14 protein-coding genes are annotated in these 16,860 nt (G+C 66.3%); 8 read left to right on the forward strand and 6 right to left on the reverse strand.

The genetic code is table 11. From position 1 onward, the window contains the following. Nucleotides 1–886 precede the first annotated feature (886 nt). On the forward strand, nucleotides 887–1,177 hold the full coding sequence (locus ACQR2C_RS19995; protein ID WP_316183268.1) for a CopG family ribbon-helix-helix protein: 291 nt from the start codon (nucleotides 887–889) through the stop codon (nucleotides 1,175–1,177). Next, nucleotides 1,174–1,461, forward strand: coding sequence for a type II toxin-antitoxin system RelE/ParE family toxin (locus tag ACQR2C_RS20000; RefSeq protein WP_316183269.1), 288 nt, complete (start codon nucleotides 1,174–1,176; stop codon nucleotides 1,459–1,461). Before ACQR2C_RS19995 ends, ACQR2C_RS20000 begins: the two co-directional genes overlap by 4 nt. A gap of 308 nt (nucleotides 1,462–1,769) precedes the next feature. Here the strand turns inward: ACQR2C_RS20000 and ACQR2C_RS20005 are convergent, their stop codons facing one another. Beyond that, on the reverse strand, nucleotides 1,770–2,300 hold the full coding sequence (locus ACQR2C_RS20005; RefSeq protein ID WP_434881921.1) for a hypothetical protein: 531 nt from the start codon (nucleotides 2,298–2,300) through the stop codon (nucleotides 1,770–1,772). Nucleotides 2,301–2,500: 200 nt separating this feature from the next. Here ACQR2C_RS20005 and ACQR2C_RS20010 point away from each other — a divergent pair, with 200 nt between their 5' ends. Continuing rightward, entirely contained in the window at nucleotides 2,501–4,570 is a 2,070-nt protein-coding gene (locus tag ACQR2C_RS20010; RefSeq protein ID WP_434881922.1) for an acyltransferase family protein, read from the forward strand. 67 nt (nucleotides 4,571–4,637) lie between these two features. Here the strand turns inward: ACQR2C_RS20010 and ACQR2C_RS20015 are convergent, their stop codons facing one another. Beyond that, nucleotides 4,638–4,937, reverse strand: coding sequence for a hypothetical protein (locus tag ACQR2C_RS20015; protein ID WP_434881923.1), 300 nt, complete (start codon nucleotides 4,935–4,937; stop codon nucleotides 4,638–4,640). Here ACQR2C_RS20015 and ACQR2C_RS20020 point away from each other — a divergent pair. Next, entirely contained in the window at nucleotides 4,915–6,102 is a 1,188-nt protein-coding gene (locus ACQR2C_RS20020; protein ID WP_434881924.1) for a TCR/Tet family MFS transporter, read from the forward strand. The two genes, ACQR2C_RS20015 and ACQR2C_RS20020, sit on opposite strands and share 23 nt — an antisense overlap. A gap of 60 nt (nucleotides 6,103–6,162) precedes the next feature. Here ACQR2C_RS20020 and ACQR2C_RS20025 read toward each other — a convergent pair whose 3' ends face one another. Next, on the reverse strand, nucleotides 6,163–7,407 hold the full coding sequence (locus ACQR2C_RS20025; protein ID WP_434881925.1) for an NF038122 family metalloprotease: 1,245 nt from the start codon (nucleotides 7,405–7,407) through the stop codon (nucleotides 6,163–6,165). Nucleotides 7,408–7,656: 249 nt separating this feature from the next. Here ACQR2C_RS20025 and ACQR2C_RS20030 point away from each other — a divergent pair, with 249 nt between their 5' ends. Both ACQR2C_RS20030 and ACQR2C_RS20035 read left to right on the forward strand, forming a co-directional pair. After that, nucleotides 7,657–8,607: an aldo/keto reductase gene (locus ACQR2C_RS20030; RefSeq protein ID WP_434881991.1), complete on the forward strand. Its 951-nt coding sequence runs from the start codon at nucleotides 7,657–7,659 to the stop codon at nucleotides 8,605–8,607. A 280-nt stretch (nucleotides 8,608–8,887) separates the two neighbouring features. After that, nucleotides 8,888–10,051, forward strand: a complete 1,164-nt coding sequence (locus ACQR2C_RS20035; RefSeq protein ID WP_315800457.1) for a TAXI family TRAP transporter solute-binding subunit — start codon at nucleotides 8,888–8,890, stop codon at nucleotides 10,049–10,051. 31 nt (nucleotides 10,052–10,082) lie between these two features. On the opposite strand, the gene ACQR2C_RS20040 is transcribed toward ACQR2C_RS20035, so the two are convergent. Further along, nucleotides 10,083–11,522, reverse strand: coding sequence for a sensor histidine kinase (locus ACQR2C_RS20040; RefSeq protein WP_434863972.1), 1,440 nt, complete (start codon nucleotides 11,520–11,522; stop codon nucleotides 10,083–10,085). A 5-nt stretch (nucleotides 11,523–11,527) separates the two neighbouring features. Further along, entirely contained in the window at nucleotides 11,528–12,199 is a 672-nt protein-coding gene (locus ACQR2C_RS20045) for a response regulator transcription factor (RefSeq protein WP_315800459.1), read from the reverse strand. Between the two features lie 433 nt (nucleotides 12,200–12,632). Here ACQR2C_RS20045 and ACQR2C_RS20050 point away from each other — a divergent pair, with 433 nt between their 5' ends. Further along, nucleotides 12,633–14,189: a glycosyltransferase family 39 protein gene (locus ACQR2C_RS20050; RefSeq protein WP_315800460.1), complete on the forward strand. Its 1,557-nt coding sequence runs from the start codon at nucleotides 12,633–12,635 to the stop codon at nucleotides 14,187–14,189. Nucleotides 14,190–14,297: 108 nt separating this feature from the next. On the opposite strand, the gene ACQR2C_RS20055 is transcribed toward ACQR2C_RS20050, so the two are convergent. After that, nucleotides 14,298–14,621: a hypothetical protein gene (locus ACQR2C_RS20055; RefSeq protein WP_434881926.1), complete on the reverse strand. Its 324-nt coding sequence runs from the start codon at nucleotides 14,619–14,621 to the stop codon at nucleotides 14,298–14,300. An 807-nt stretch (nucleotides 14,622–15,428) separates the two neighbouring features. On the opposite strand from ACQR2C_RS20055, the gene ACQR2C_RS20060 reads away from it, so the two are divergent. Further along, nucleotides 15,429–16,859 (forward strand): SWIM zinc finger family protein, encoded by a 1,431-nt coding sequence (locus tag ACQR2C_RS20060; RefSeq protein WP_434881927.1) that lies wholly within the window; start codon nucleotides 15,429–15,431, stop codon nucleotides 16,857–16,859. Nucleotide 16,860 lies beyond the last annotated feature (1 nt).

The following is a 16,860-nucleotide window of genomic DNA, read 5'->3' on the forward strand; positions in this document are numbered from 1 at the left end:
TCGTTCTCCGCTGTCGTCCCGGGCTTGACCCGGGACCCATAGCCACAGGAAGACGTGTTGGGCACATCCTGAAGCACCAGCCTGCCTCACACATCCGCCTGTGGTTATGGGTCCCGGGTCAAGCCCGGGACGACACCGAATTTGTTGCCGCCATCTCGCCAACGCATGCGCACCGGAAGCGCCGGCGTCTGTGACGCATCCACCCCCGTTCCCGCCACCACATCCACTCCACAATTTTTCCGAACAGCCCACCGCACTCCCGCGACGCCATCCGCGCCCAGGTGATGCTGCCGACATCGCCCTCGACAGATGAGAGGGCGCGGGGAAGACCGGACCTCGACTGAGGCCCGTGGCCCGCCTGCGGAAAAAAATGCAGGCGGCAGGTACCACGAGTTCAGCCGGACGACCCGGCCTTCCCCGCGCGGTGGTTTGAACGGCTGCTTCGCGATCTCCCTGGGGACCGGGCTTTCTTGCCCCCATCACCGGCGAGACGCGTTTCCGCATCATCGACCGGCTTGACCTCAGCGTCGGGAGGCCAGGACCACGCGACTTGACCGTACGTCCCAGGCTCATTCGCCGGCCCGCTTGCGCGAAAGCCCCGAGCCCGACACGTCCACCGCTCCCCGCTGCTACGCTCCGTGACGATCGGCCGAAACGTCCCTCTTCATCGCAAACGGGATGGCCGAGAGCATCCACTTGATTTGCCCGACGACACAAGGCGCGCAGCATGCGACAAACTGGCTCGACGGGCAGTTTGCGCATGAGAGGACTACGGGGATTGCTCGTCGGGCAGAGAACGGCGCTCAACGAGTGGTCTTGGCCAGCAATTGCGCAGCACAATCGTCGGTCCTATATTCGATGCTTGCCTGAGCCGAAGGACTGCGTGATGCCCTCGACCACCTTGACCGTGCACGTCGATGCGAGCGTCAACGAGCGCCTCGAACGGTTAGCCAAAAGTACGGGCCGGAGCCGCGACGTCGTCGCTGCCGAGCTGATCAACGGCTCTCTCGATGTGTATGAGTGGCAGGTGGAGAGCATCCAGCAAGCCATCTCGTCGCTCGATCGTGGCGAGGGCATTCCACATCATGAGGTCAGGGACTGGGTTGCGTCTTGGGGAACGGAAACCGAGAAGGCAGTCCCCGGTAGCACGACCAAGGCTGCCTCGAAGGGATCATGACCCCGATCTGGTCCCCTGAGGCGATCGCCGACCTCGTCGCCTTGAGGGCCTACATCGCACAAGACGATCCGGCGGCAGCTCAGCGCGTCGCACTCCATATTCTTCGGAATGTCGAGACGCTGTTGGCCAATCGCCCGAAAATGGGACGGCCAGGCCGCGTTCAGGGCACGCGTGAGCTCGTCATTCCGAAGACGCCCTACATCGTGCCGTACCGGCTGTCCAACGATGCAATCCAAATCCTGCGCGTGCTTCACAGCGCCCGGCGTTGGCCCGATTCCCTTTGAAGCACATTCTGTCAAGGGTCAGGAGAATGCTTGCGCAAAGCCTCATCATGATGCATTGGCGTCCACTCTTGGTCGCTTAAGAGATCCGGCGCAAGCGTTCGACTTAGTCGACCAGCCGTTCGACACCCATTCGGGCGCGCGCGATGAATTCCTGGTCATCCGCCGTTGCTCCCGTCAGAGAGATGTCCGTTTTGGCGGTTCGTATGAAGCTGGAGCCGACGCAGCTGTCCGAGCTTTCGATGAACGACGTCCACGGCCCGGGAGTCGACTGCTGCAATCGCAGGCGAATTTCGGCGAAAACGCCCCAGCTAGCAGCTCGTATCTCCACCGGCCCAGCGGTAGATGCGGCTGCTCAAGGGGCCTGCTCCCAGGGGGTTGCTGACCTTGATGGTCACGCGCGAGCCTGAGCCGGACTTTTCGATGCGCGCCGCGACGAAGTAGTTCATCCGGACCCCATAGCTGCCTGCGACCAGGCGAAACTCCGCGAAGCCGCGGTCGCGGTGCAGCTCGCCTTCGGCTTCGATCTGTCCCCCGCCCGGGTTGGCCGGATTGCCAAAGACCCGGACGGGCGGATTGCAGCTTTTGCCGGTCTCGATCAGGCGGCGGTAGATCTCCTCATAGCTTTCGGAAAAGCTCCTGCTGTCGGCGACGTCGCGCGAATTCAAGCCCTCCGGCGACATCGCACATCCACCGGCCATCAGAACGGCGATCGCCGCCGCAGGCAGAGCTGCCTTGATCCCCATCGTCCATCCCCCTGCGCCATCGATCGCATCGCCCCGAGCGATCATCGTGCCACCGGATTCACATACGTCGTTTTGCGGGAGACAGACAATAGCCACGCGGCATCATGAGCGCGGGCCGGCTCACCCCGGACGGCTTCGACGTTCGCGACCGACCTCACGATCACCTCCTCACGACGCTCATTCGTGATTGCGTTTGGCCCGCGCCATCCGTCATAATTGTGAAATAGAAATTTTCGCGCAATTGACGGCAGCCAAGACCATTGCAAGCCGAACGTTCTTTTGGGGAGAGAGCGCACATGCATGCGCCAGCGGCCGGCTCGAAACCGGTTCCCGTGGTCGGCACGGCCTACAGGCCGGAGATCGACGGACTGAGAGCTGTCGCAGTGATGTCCGTCGTCGTGTTCCACGCCTTTCCGCATGCGCTTCGCGGCGGGTTCGTCGGAGTCGACATCTTCTTCGTCATATCCGGGTTCCTGATCACCTCGATCATCGTTGCGGATCTGGCGAACGGATCATTTCGTCTGCGGACCTTCTACGCGCGCCGTGTCAAGCGCATCTTCCCTGCCCTCATCGTAGTTCTCTTGGCCGTCCTCCTGCTCGGGTGCATTCTTCTGTACACCGACGAATACAAGGAGCTCGGCAAGCAGGTCGCGGCGAGCGCCGGATTTGCCGCGAACCTGCTGTTCTGGAAGGAGGCCAACTATTTCGACCTGGCCGCGGAAACGAAGCCGCTGCTTCACCTGTGGTCGCTCGGCATCGAAGAGCAATATTACATCCTCTGGCCGCTGCTGCTGTGGCTGTGCTGGCGGACAAGGAAGCGCGCCTTGCCGTACCTCGTGGGGCTGCTGCTCGTCGGGTCATTTCTGCTGAACATCAGAGCCATGGGCACGAGCCCGACCGAGGCGTTCTACTCCCCGCTCACGCGCGCATGGGAGCTGTTTGCAGGCGGTCTGCTGGCGATCGCATCGTCGCCATACACCAGGCCGCTCCTCGGCGCCGTCCCTGACACGGGGCATCGATCCCCCATTTCCAATCGGCTCGCGGCGTCGGGAATAGTCCTGTTGGCGGCGAGCCTGATCCTGATTTCGAGAAATACGCCATTTCCCGGGTGGGCGGCACTGCTGCCTGTCGCAGCGACCTGCATGCTCGTCGGCGCCGGACCGTCTAGCTGGGTCGCCCGCCGGATTCTTTCGCATCCTGTCCTGGTCGGAATCGGGCTGATCAGCTACCCGCTCTATCTCTGGCACTGGCCCCTGCTCGTCCTGACCCGGGCCTGGATGGGCGAGGCGGGCTCCGCGCCGCTGCGCTGCGGCGTCGTCGCGCTGAGCGCCGGTCTGGCCTGGATCACCTATCGATTTCTCGAACGTCCAATCCGGTTCGGGCAATCGCCCTTGCGCTCGCTCCCACTGCTCGGCGGTGCCCTGGCGACGCTCGCTGGAATCGGCGCCCTGGCCATGACCTACGGCTGGACCTTTCAGCCGGGCGATCTGAACAGCTACGCAGCCTATTTCGATTCGTTCCGCACGGGCGTGTCGCCGGCCCGGGAAGAGCTGGTGGAGATCAACCAGAACCAATGCAACTTCTACAACTTCGAGAGCGCGCTTCCCACGCGCGTCCCGCGGGACGGCATCAGCCCGGACTGCTACACCAGCCACTCCCGCAGAACGGTGCTGCTCTGGGGCGACTCTCATTCGGCCCATCTCTTCTACGGCTTACGGAAGACGCTGCCGGCCGATACGTCCCTGCTGCTGGTCTATGCGTCGGGGTGCCGTCCACACCCGATCGATCTGGCCAAGTTGACGACGGATTACTGCGAGATGTCCAACTCATTTGCGCTGTCGACGATCAAGAATGTCGTTCCCGATGTCGTGGTCATCTCGTTCAACAATTCCTTCGATACGGAGTACCTGCGCGAAGCATCCCGGGAGATCAAGCGGATCGGCGTGAAACGGGTGATCGTGCTCGGACTGGCGCCTCATTGGGAGCCGTTCCTCTTCAAGGTGGTCATGCAGCATTATTGGCAGTTCACGCCGGCACGTATCGCGACGCACCTGGACCAGCATGCGCTCGGCATCGACAAGGCATTTCGAAACGAGCTCCAGGCCGACGAACCGTTCGAGTATCAGAGCCTTCATGACTTCTTCTGCAATCGAGAAGGCTGCCTGATCTATCTCGATCGCAACCGGCGCGAGGGTCTCGTGAGCTTCGACAATGCGCACCTGCGACCCCTCGCGTCCCTCTATCTCGCCGAGCACCTGCTCACCCCGTTGATCCAACGCGACGTCCGACCGCTGGGCCTGCGTGACGACGCGCAGCCGCAACGCGGCAGGACGGGGGCTCTCGACGACCGGCCGGCCGTGCAGTGAAGATACGGCGCATTGCTGGAGCGGATCACGAAACGCCCCGGGACAGCCCATCGACGTCTGCCTGCCATCACCCGACCAGAGCTCCGGCGTCGTGTCGATGAATATGCATTGAACGCGCCGATCGTCGTTCGGAAAAAGCCGCTTGCGCTGCCCGATCGTCACGTATAGACGGCGCCTGTCGCGAAAAGCGGCCGTTGCCTGCGGCCGAGTACAAGCCGTCCATCTGCCGTTCTGGCATGGACCGGCCCAGCGTCTCCCACACATCAATCGCCTGACCGATCGTCAGGCTCCAGCGAGCGGTCGCGCGTATCTGCGCCATCGGCTCGCGTGGACCGGAGCGCGCCATGACCAGGGCTGTTGCCGTCATCTATCTGACCATCGTGCTCGATGCCGCCGGCATCGGGCTGATCTTTCCGATCCTGCCGTCGCTGCTGCACGACGTGACGCACGCCGACAACGTGGCGTCCCTTCTCGGCGTCATGACGGCGCTCTACGCCGCGATGCAGTTCATCTGCGCGCCGGTGCTGGGCTCGCTGAGCGATCGGCTCGGCCGGCGCCCGCTGCTGCTGGTCTCGCTGACCGGCGCCATCGTCAACTACCTGTTCCTGGCCGCTGCGTCCGATCTCTGGATGCTCCTGCTCGGCCGCGCCATCGCCGGCGTCACCAGCGCAAACGTCTCGGTGGCCACGGCCTACATCACTGACATCTCTGCCGAGGAGGAGCGAGCCCGCCGCTTCGGACTCCTCAATGCGATGTTCGGCATGGGATTCATCATCGGGCCCGTGCTCGGCGGCGCGCTCGGCGACCATTGGCTGCGGCTGCCGTTCGTCGCGGCGGCGGCGTTGAACGGATGCAACGCGCTGCTGGCGTTGCTGATGCTGCCGGAATCGCGACCACCGGACCCTGGCAGGATCGAGATCGCGGTCCTCAACCCGCTGCGGCCATTGCGCTGGGTGCTCGCCGTCAAGAGCCTGCTGCCGGTGGTTCTCCTCTTCTTCCTGTTCAGCGCGACCGGCGAGGCCTATGGCGTCTGCTGGGCGCTGTGGGGTGGCGACACCTTCCACTGGAGCGGTCTTTGGATCGGCCTGTCGCTCGGCGCCTTCGGCGTGTGCCAGATGCTGGCCCAGATATTCCTTCCCGGTCCGGCGGTGAGATTGCTGACCGAGCGCGGCGCCATCCTGACCGGGGTGACCTGTGTCTGCACGGCTCTCACGGCCATGGCGTTCGCGAGGCAGAGCTGGATGGTGTTTGGCGCCATGCCGCTGTTCGCCCTCGGCGGCATGGGCATGCCGGCCCTGCAGTCGCTCGCCACCCGGCAGGTCGACGAGAATTTACAGGGCCAGTTCCAGGGCGTGCTCGCCGCCACCGTCAGCCTCGCCTCGATCGTTGCGCCGCTCGGCTTCTCGAGCCTGTACTTCGCCGTCAGGGAGCAATGGCCCGGGGCGATCTGGCTGTCGGTCGTCGCCATCTACGCGTTCGCCATTCCCGTCGTTGTCACCCTGCGCCCGGCCAAGCCGGCGTCCGTGCCCTGACGTCTCGGAGCGATCGCCTGCGCCGCCCGTGCCCGGGGACGGCGCTCGCCCGCACGCCTCTCAGTTCGCGGTGATGCTGTGCAGATGCAGGGCCATCATGGAGTCGTAGTGGGAGTTGCCGGCATAGGGGTCGTGGACTGCGGCCTCGTGCATGGTGCCGGCGGCATGGGTGCTGCCACTCTCATTGGCCGCGGTCGCATCGGCCTGCGCGTTCGCCAGCACCTGCGCAGCGCCTGCGGCGTCACCGAGCTTGGTCAGGCTGGCGGCGGTCTCGGCCGCCACCGCCGAGGCGATGGCGGCGGCCTGCGCCGGCGTCTGCACCGGCGCGGCGACGCCTGCGGCCTGCGGGATCTGGACCAGCAGCGCCTGCGTGTCGGGCGTCTTGATGTTGTAGCCGAGCGTCTCCAGCACCACGAGATCGATCGGCGACAGCGTCTGCGACGTGGTGGGGTTGTAGAACTCGTTCAAGGGATCGCGCGCGCCCTGGATGCCGGTGTTGAGGAAGTCGGCCGGGTCGGACATCTGACCGTAATCGGCGATCTTGGTCACGCCGCCGTCGAGCGAGAAATAGGCGGGAGCGCCGGCCGCGATGTTGTTGTTGATCAGATGCTGTCCCGGCTTGGTGAAATCGAACAGGTCGAAGATGTCGAGATTGCCCGGCGACGGTACGCGCCCGAGCGCATGCGACAGCTCGTGCAGCGCGACGCCGACCAGGGACTGAGTCGGGATGTCGGTGTTGAAGATGGCGAAGCCGTCCTCCGTCGTCGTGTTGTTTGGATCGATCAGCCCGAGCACCTTGGCCTGCGCGTTGGCGACGAACACCTGGGAATGGCCCTGCACCGCCCTGGTCGTCGGCAGATTGTCGAACACGGTGTCCCCGGCCGCCGCGTGATCCTGCAGATCGGCTCGGAGCTGCGTGTAGTTGGCGAGCACGCCGTTGCTGACATTGGCGCCGGCGCCGCCGCCGGTGCCGGCGAAATCGATCGCGAGGTTCACCGTGGCCTGATCGGTGATCGCCGAGGACAGGATCGCCGCCGCCTGCTCGACGCCGGCGCGGAAGCTTTCGGGCGCAGCCGCAGCGGCGGCATCGAAGGTGAGGTTGAAGGTCAGACCGCCGGTGTGAACCGCGACGGTCTCGGAGCCGTCGGCATGCACCACCGGATCCGACACCGCGCCGGGCGGCAGCACGAACGGCGAGGCGGCCGCGGCCGTGTTGGTGGTCGTGGTCTTCGCCGCCGCGGCCGGGTCCGGCATCATCAGGCCCTCCGAGCTCAGCCCGAGCTGGTCATAGGTCAGCGTGTTCATCAGACGGACTCCTCGATCACGGCCCCCGCGTCTCCAGCTGCGAGGCGTTCGCAAGCCGCGACCATCATCGGCAAGTGAGTGAAAAGTCTGACGCGGCCGGACCCTCTTCGCGGCAGCCGCGCCATGGTTTGGATGCGGCCGGGAAGCCCCGCCATGCTCCTGCCGCGCTGGTCACGCGCGGCGAATGACGGCAATCTGCGGCAGGCGTCCGCCACAGATCGATCCAACATCATCATCGAGAGCCTCCCCATGAAGATGCGCCCGCTCGGCCGGTCCGGCCTCAACGTTCCGCCCCTCTGCTTCGGCTGCAACGTGTTCGGCTGGACGGTGGACGAGGCAGCCTCGTTCCGCCTGCTCGACAAGGTGCTGGAGTCCGGGCTCAACTTCCTCGACACGGCGGACGTCTATTCGCGCTGGGTGCCCGGCCACACCGGCGGCGAGTCCGAGACCATCATCGGCAAATGGATGAAGCTGCGCGGCAACCGCGATCGCGTCATCCTCGCCACCAAGGTCGGCATGGACATGGGCGACGGCAAGGTCGGGCTGAAGGCCGACTACATCGCGCGCGCGGTGGAGGATAGCTTGCGCCGGCTGCAGACCGACGTGATCGATCTCTACCAGTCGCACAAGGACGACGAGGCGACGCCGCAGGAGGAGACGCTGGCGGCCTATGACAGACTGATCAAGGCCGGCAAGGTGCGGGTCATCGGCGCCTCGAACTTCTCGGCGGAGCGGCTGCAGGCCGCACTCGACATCTCCAAGGCGAACAACCTGCCGCGCTATGAGAGCCTGCAGCCGGAATACAGCCTCGCCGAGCGCGCATCCTACGAAGGCGCGCTGCAGCGCGTCTGCGAGGACAACGGCGTCGGCGTCATCACCTTCTTCTCGCTGGCCGCCGGCTTCCTCACCGGCAAGTACCGCTCGGAGGCCGATTTCGGCAAGAGCCCGCGCGGCCAGCGCAGCATTCCGAAATACTTGAACGAGCGCGGCATGCGCATCCTCGCCGCGCTGGATTCGGTCGCGAGGGAGACCGGAGCGCAGCAGGCCTCGATCGCGCTGGCGTGGCTGCTGGCCAAGCCGTCGGTGACGGCGCCGATCGCCAGCGCCACCAGGCCCGAGCAGGTCGACACCCTCGTGGCGGCGACGCAGCTCGCGCTGACCGCGGATCAGGTCGCGCGGCTCGACGCGGCGAGCGCGTGAGCGCACACGAACAGCGTCATCATTCAACCAGGCGTGCGGCGTTTCGACACGCACGCAGGACGGTCGTTCTCCACCGGACACGGCCTGTGATCGAGGACAGGGCGCTGCCAACAGCTGTCCTCGCACGCGATCACGCTCCTGCACCGCATTTTCAGCACAGCCGTGCAGCGGGCCGGGCGACTTTGCAGCATTTCGCGGATCGTCACCTCGCGGCCAAACTTCGGCCGGGATCGAACTGCTAAGTCCACCTCTAATTTAGAATGTATCGAGGAAGCGTTCGGTGAATCGTGTCGCGCGCGTAGCTGTTGGCGCATTCGTATTTGCATCGGTTCTGTCATCCCTCGTGGCGCCGACCGGCAGCGCCCGGGCGCAGCAATCACCGCAGCGCGCGCCGGCCGGCGCCCCGGTGGGCACGCTGCCGGACCGCGAGGCGCTGAACTCCGGCACCGTCACCGTGATCACCGCGCCGATCGGCGGGCCGATGTCGGTGATGGGCTCCGACATGGCGGCGGTGCTCGATGATGGCGAGAGCCTGCGCGTGCTGCCGATCCTCGGCAAGGGCTCGGCGCAGAACCTCATCGACATCGTCATGCTGAAGAACATCGACATGGGCTTCGTCGCCACCGACGCGCTGGAATTCGTCAAGACGGAATACAACATTCCGGACATCGCCCAGCGCGTGCGCTACATCGCGAAGCTGTTCCACAACGACGTTCACATCATCGCGCGGCGCGAGATCCGCTCGCTCGCTGATCTCAACGGCAAGCGCGTGTTCGCCGAGCGCTCGATCGGCCTCCCGGCGGCGCGCACGATCTTCCGGCGGCTCGGCATCCAGGCCGACATCGATTCGCAGACCGACCCGACCGGCGGCCTGCAGAAGCTGATCGACGGCCAGGGCGATGCCTGGATCGCCTCGGTGTCGAAGGACGCGCCGATCATCAAGGGCATCAAGAACGAGGGCGGTCGGCTGCATCTGCTGCCGGTCCCGTATGACCGCGTGCTGCAGGACATCTATCTGCCGACGACGTTCTCGTCGGAGGAATATCCCAACCTGGTGCCGCCGGGCACGAAGGTCGACGCGGTCGCGGCCTCCACCGTGCTGATGGTCTACAACTGGCCGGAGAACAGCGAGCGCTATCGCCGCACCGCGCGGTTCGTCGACGCGCTGTTCGGCAAGATCCAGGTGCTGCAGTCGCCGCCGCGGCATCCGAAATGGCGCGACACCGTGCTGTCGGCGCCGGTGCAGGGCATGATCCGCTTCAAGGCGGCGCAGGAATGGCTCGACGGCGCCCGCGCGATGCAGTCGCCGGGCCAGGACGCCAACCCGGCCGAATTCCGCAAGTTTCTCGACGAGCGCAAGGCGCAGGCGCGGATGTCGCCGGACGAGGCCGCGAGACTCTACAGCGACTTCCTAAAGTGGCAGCGCAGCAGGGAGCCACGCTGAGCACCGAACCGCCGGAAGCGACGTCCCGGCGTCAGGAGGGCGGCAGCAATCCCGCCTGCTCGGCCGTGCGCCGGACGGCCGGCAGGGCCGCATTCGCAGCGCCGCCGTGCTGAGGCGCGGCGCGCGCGAAGCTCAGCTCGACCGTGGTGCCGCCGCCCGGCGTCTCGCGCAGCGCGACGCGGCCCTGATGCGTCGCCATGACCTGCGACACGATCGAGAGCCCAAGCCCCATGCCTTCGCCGCGGGCGTGGCCGCGCTCGAACGGCTGCAGCAGGCGTTCGGGCTGATCGGATTGCAGGCCGGGCCCCGAATCGATCACGCGCAGGCGGGCAGCGGAGTCGACCTCGACCAGGATGGGACCGCCCGCGCCAGCATGCGCGACCGCATTCCTGATCAGGTTCGAGAGCGCGACCGCGATCGCGGGCTCCGAGCCGCGGATCCGGACTGGCGCATCGCAGCCGGCGAAGCCGATCTCGAGCCCGGCCTGCAGCGCCATCGGCACGTGCTCGGCGGTGACGCGCCGCGCCAGCGCGACCAGGTCGATCTCGCCCGGCTCGTCCGGCTCCATCGAGATCCGCGCCAGTTGCAGCAGCATGGTGACGATCGACGACAGCTTCTGGTTCTCGCCGACGAGCTTCGCGCGCAGGCCGGCATCCGGCACCGCCTCCAGCATGGTGCGGGCGTTGGTCAGCGGCGTCCGCAGCTCATGGGCCGCGTTGGACAGGAAGTTGCGCTGCGCCTCGGCGGCGTGGTCGATGCGCGTCAGGGCACGATTGAAGGCGGTGACCAGCGGCAGCAGTTCGGCCGGCGCGTCGCGCTCGGGCAGCCTTCGGCCGTCGGGCACGCCGTCGATCATCTCGGCCGCGCGCGCGACCGCGCGCACCGGACGCGCGATCAGCGTCGGCACGAACAGCAGCGCCGCCAGCACCGTCGCGACCAGGACCAGGATGATCGGGAGCGCGACGATCGTCGCATCGGTCAAGGTGCCCGTCATCAGTTGCGTCGACGTGTAGGCGACGCCGCCGGTCTCGATCCAGACCTCGCCGACCGGCGTATTCCGGACCGCCGTCATCCGTTTCAGGCGCCTCGTCTCGCCGTCGATCGCATAGGCAAGAAAGCTGGTGCCGTCCCGCGAGGACGGCCCCTTGTGCGGCCGCCATTTCGGAATCGGCCCATAGCTCACCTCGCCGCTCTTGTCGGAGACGACATACCAGAACGTCGGAAAGTCCTGCATGATCGTGTCGAGGCGGGGCGTCTGCTTGACGATCAGCTGGCCGCCGGCATCGCGGGCCACGGCCTCCTTCAGCGCGTCGGCGACGTCGGCCGCACCCCACGTGCCGTCATCGTCGCCGCCGAAGCGGATCAGCAAGGCGGCGGCGCAGATCAGCATGATGGTGGTGACGACCGCAATCAGCGTCGCGGAGAGCAGCGTGATCGAGCGCCGGATGCGGCTCAGCTTCTGCCACCTCATCTGCGTCACTCGCCGCTGAGGAGATAGCCAAGGCCGCGCACCGGCCTGATCGTGGCCTTGCAATTGGCTTCGCGGAGGCGGCGCCGCAGCCGCGACACATGGGCCTCGATCGCGTTCGACTGGATCTCGTCCTCGAAGCCGTAGGCTGCGGTCTCCAACGTCTCGCGCAGCACGACCCGCCCGCTGCGGCGAACCAGCGCCTCGAGGATCGCAAGTTCGCGCCTGGGCACCACGATCGGCGCCTCGTCGACGCAGACCGCACGGTTGACGATGTCGAATCCCAGATTGGCGATCGAGACCATCGCGCCGCGGTCGAGAAATAGACGGCGCAGCACCGCCCGCGCCCGTGCCACCAGTTCAATAGGCTCAAATGGCTTGGCGACATAGTCGTCCGCGCCCTCGTCGAGCGCACGTGCGATGTCGGCGGGATCGTCGAGCGCCGTCAGCACCACGGTCGCGGGGCTCGGCTTCTGCTGCCGCAGATCCGGCAGCAGCGCCAGCCCGTCGCCGTCCGGAAGACCGCGGTCGATCACCACGAGCTCGAAATTGCGCACCGCGATCGCCGCCCGCGCCTCGTCGAGCGTCGTGACGATGTCCGACGAGCCGAACGCCGTCGCGAGTGCATCCCGCAGCCAGAGCCCGAGCTGGGGATCATCCTCAACGACCAGAACGCGCACGCCATCCTCCCGCATCACCGACAATCGGCTGTTCCTATCATTACTGACGGATTACAATAGGATTACGTGGCGGCGTTCTGGTACCGTTGTTTTTCGTGGCTCAATCGAAGTTGACTGGTTCTGACAAGGCCGATTGCACGCCTGTCGCGACATCTCCGATTGCAAGCTGAACGGTTTCTCGGCCGGCGCGATTGCAGTCGCATGACGGGCCAGGCCGCGGACATCCGATTTTCCATCAGCCGGCAGGCCGGTAACGTCAGCCTTTCGTAATCGTCTTGGCCGAGACTGGCGCGCTCAAACACGCGCCGAGGATTCGCCCGCATGAAGCCTGCCGCATGATCGACCGGACATACCGGGCGATCCGCCATTCCTAATCGGCCGGGGGCGTCGATCGCGCGTCACATCCGTTGCCTCATCATTGATCGACATCGACATGTTCTATGACTTTGCGTTCTCGACCGTCGCCGAACGGTCGGACTGTCATCCGGCGGCCTGGCGTCGTCCATTCCTGCGCTGGCTGGACGGCATCGAGGCCGGCTGGGCCGTGCCGCTGCTGCTGGCGTGCTTCGTGGCCGTGTGGACGGTCTATCTTTCGATCGCCTATGCCGGTGCCGGCCTGCATCCTGACGTGATCGAGACCTGGACGTTCGGGCGGACGTTCGCCTGGGGCTACGACAAGCATCCGCCGCTGATGGGCTGGATCGCCGGCGCCTGGACCGCCGTCTTCCCGCTTTCCGACTGGTCGTTCCACCTGATGGCGATGACCAATGCGGCGCTGGCGCTGTGGTTCGTCGATCTCGTCTCGCGCCGCTTCGTCGGCGGCGACAAGCGGGTGATCGTGCTGCTGCTGCTGATGCTGACGCCGGCCTATCAGTTTCACGCGCAGCGCTTCAACGCCAACTCGGTGCAGCTGGCGACGTGGCCGCTCGCCACCTACTGCTTCCTGCGCGCGTTCGAAACGCGAACGACGTCCTGGGCTGCCGCCGCGGGCCTGACGACCGCACTCGCCGTGCTCGGCAAGTACTACTCGATCTTCCTGGTGATGAGTTTTGCCTTCGCCGCCATAGCGCATCCGCAGCGGCGCGCCTATTTCACGTCGGCTTCACCATGGATCTCCACGGTCGCCGGCCTCGCCGCGCTGTCGATGCATCTCGACTGGCTGGTCGGACATGACGCCGCGCCCATCCAGCACGCGCTGATGCACGCGCGCTCCACCCTGGCAACGTCGTCGCGGGATGCCCTGTTCTTCCTCTTGGGGCTCGCAGCCGCGATGGCCGTGCCAGCCGTCACCTGGCTGATCGTCGCCGGCGCCAGGATCAGGTCCTTCGCCACGGAGATGACCACGCTGAACGACGGCCTCCGGCTGTTGTCGTACATCGCCATCGGCACGGTCGGCCTGCCCGTCGTCAACGCGCTGATCATGGGGACCGACCTGCCATCGCTATGGGCGCTGCAGGGACTGTTCCTGTTCGTCGTGGTGGTCGTCTGCGGCGCAAGCTATCCGATTGCCCGCTTCCACACCGTCAACATCGCGGTGCTGACGGCCGGGATCGCCGTCCTGGCCGCGATCGTCGCGGCGCCGCTGCACGCCTTCTACCGCAACCGGCACGGCTATGAGGAAGGCCGCACCTTCTACCAGCAGACTGCACAGGAGGCGACGCGGCTATGGCGGGATCTGACAGGAACACCGCTCGCGCATGTCGGCGGCACCGAGAGCCTTGCGCTCGCGACCGCCTTCTACAGCGCTGACCATCCCGCTTACGGTCTGCCTATCTCAGCCCACAAGACCGGTGCGGACTCTGGCAGCGAAGGCTGGATTTCGCTGTGCTTTCGCGACCAGGCGGATTGTATCGGCGCCGCGGAAGCGGCGGCCGCCCGATCCGGCAACTACGTCAGGCGTGAGTTCACGGTGCAGGCGCGGCTGCTCGGCTGGACGGGTTGCACACGAACGGTGGTGGCCTTCCTGGTGACACGGCCGAGCGAACCATAGGGCTGACGCAACGAAGGACGCGCAACAGCGTCAACGGATCCGAGCATACAGATAAAAAGCAAGGCCCCGCATCGGCGGGGCCTCGCATCGTATGCTCGGGCGGCGGTCTCAGTCGTTGTCCCAGGAGCCGTCGGAATAGCCGTCGCGGTAGCCGGACAGATAGCCGTCGCCATAGTTGCCGTAGTCCGCGTCATACTCATAGACGCGGTGACCACGATAGACGACCCGGGGCGGCGGATAGTCCTCGTAGCTGTCGACATAGGTCGGCGCGGAACGGGCGGTTGCCGCAGACCCGATCAGGGCTCCGATCGCCAGACCGCCGACGACGCCGGCGGCGACCGCCGCTCCGCGATTTCCGCCGGCGTTGGCCGGCGTGGCGATCGTGCCCGCGATGGTCGAGGCCCCGATCATGAGCGCGCAAATTCGTTTCATTGGGTTCTCCTTGCGATCGGCTCAGCCGTCGTTGCGGGAGACTCGTGGCTGCGGCTTACAGCATCATTACAAACGGCGCAGCGAGAGTGTGAGCGCGAGCGTGACGCCAGGTCCATCATGGCAGGCCGTTCGGACGTGTGGGGCTGGGACACAAACCGAACGGCCCACTCACTGGACTCCGACGACGTTCGAAGCCATGCGGCGCCAGCTCATGATGGAAGGTGCCGCAGGCGGGACGGAGCCGACCTGATCTGGTCGGGCTTCAGGGCTGCGACGCCGCTCCAATGTCTTTCCGATCGGGCATCACATCGAGAGACGGCGAGCATTGGCTCATCATGACCCGCTGTCGATGGCGAAACCGATGTGATGTCGGTCGTAAGGACGCTTCGGAGTTAGCGTCACGCGCCTTACCGCAGGATTACAGTCCGACGCAGACGATCCGGGCATCTCATCAGTGCATGACCGGGAACAATTCCCGCGCGTTTGAACAGCCGGCTTCGACGTGATGGACGACGACGAGCCAGGCAGCGCGCTACTGCCCTTCACACGCCAACTGTTTCGCCTGCGCAGCGGCGATGTCGTTCCGTTTGAGCTACAGCGTCGGAAGCATCGACGTCCGCCGCATGCGCGCCCAGGAAATTGCGCAATTCCGCCGACGTGCGCGTGACAAGCCGAGCGTTGCACAGTTCGCCCAGTTCCGTGCGACGCGAAAGGAAATCGGCAGGCGTCGCGCTTGAATTGTTGTGTGGCTCCGTCGCCATCTGCTAGGGAGTGCGGCATCGCGCGATCAGCCGGTTGGGAGAGTGGGTGTCTCTGACACGCGAACGAATCGAAGGGCTGGCGCCTGATCAGGCCTCACTCGCCGCAGCGCTGAAGCTGGTGAAGCCGGCGAACTGGCCGGTGCTCGCCGCGAGCAGCGATGCCGAGGTGCTGTGGGGCGAATGCCAGGGCTCCGGCGCGACACCGTATCGCGTGGTCACGGCAGCCGAAGGCAGCGGCTACAAATGCACCTGCCCCAGCCGCAAGTTTCCCTGCAAACATGTGCTGGCGGTGCTGTGGCTGCGGGTCGACAAGCCGGAGCGGTTCGAGACCACCAGCCCGCCGCAATGGGTCGACGACTGGAGCGCGCGGCGGCGCGGCTCGAGCGGCCGCGCGCCGGGCAAGCCGAAGCCGGAGGGCGATGATGCGGGCGCGCCGCCTTCGCTCGATGCTGCGCTGGCAGAGACCGCGACGATTGCTCCCGCCGATCCAAAGGCTGCCGCGCGCGCCGAGGCGCAACGCCAGCGCATCAGGGCCGAGCGCGAGGCCGCGATCCTCGCCGGGCTCGACGAACTGGAGCGCTGGATCGCGGATCAGCTCAACCAGGGGCTTGCCGATTTCGCTACCCGCGCCGCATCCGCCGCGCGCACGCTGTCGACACGGCTGGTCGATGCCAAGGCCGGCGGCCTCGCTGCGCGGCTCGATCAGCTCTCGTCCGAACTGTTTCGTGTCCGCGAGGATCGCCGCGCCGATCTCGCCATCGAGCAGCTCGGCACGATGACCTTGATCGCCTCGGCCTACCGGCATCAGGACCGCCTGCCGGCGCCGCTGCGCGAGGATGTCCGACGCGCGGTCGGCTGGTCGCCGCGCCGCGAGGAGCTGCTGGCGGACGCCGCGGCGCCGCGCGCAAGCAGCGTGTGGATCGTTGCCGCCAACCTGTCCGAGGTGCAGCCGGACAAGCTGCGCAGGCTCGAGACATGGCTCGTCAACACTGGCGATGACCTCAGCCAGCCGCGCGCCGCGGTGCTGGTCGATTTCGTGCCGGTGTCCGGCGGCGGCGCCGGATTTCCGTTCGCGCCCGGGGAGACCATCGACGGCGAGGTCGTGTTCTATCCGTCCGCCGCGCCGTTGCGCGGGCTGCTGGCGAGCCGCAAGACGGCGGCGACCGCGACCTGGCCGCGGCCGCTGCCGGGGCTCGCACCAGCGCTGCAGGACTACACCGCGCGGCTCGCCGCCCTGCCGTGGCTCGATCGCTGGCCGCTGCTGCTTGCGGGCGTCACGCTCCACACCGCCGGCAAGGGCGCGCTCGCCATCACCGACAAGGCCGGAGATGCGATCGCGGTGGAACGCAGCCAGTTCGACCAGCTGACCCCGCTGCTCGGCCTCGACGACCTGTCGCTGCTGTGTCTGTGGGACGGCCGCGTTGCGCAGGTGCTCGCCGCCGAAACGGCGCTCGGCCGCTGGCATCAAGAGGGCTGAC

The organism is Bradyrhizobium sp. HKCCYLRH3061, assembly GCF_051168015.1.
Lineage (GTDB): Bacteria > Pseudomonadota > Alphaproteobacteria > Rhizobiales > Xanthobacteraceae > Bradyrhizobium.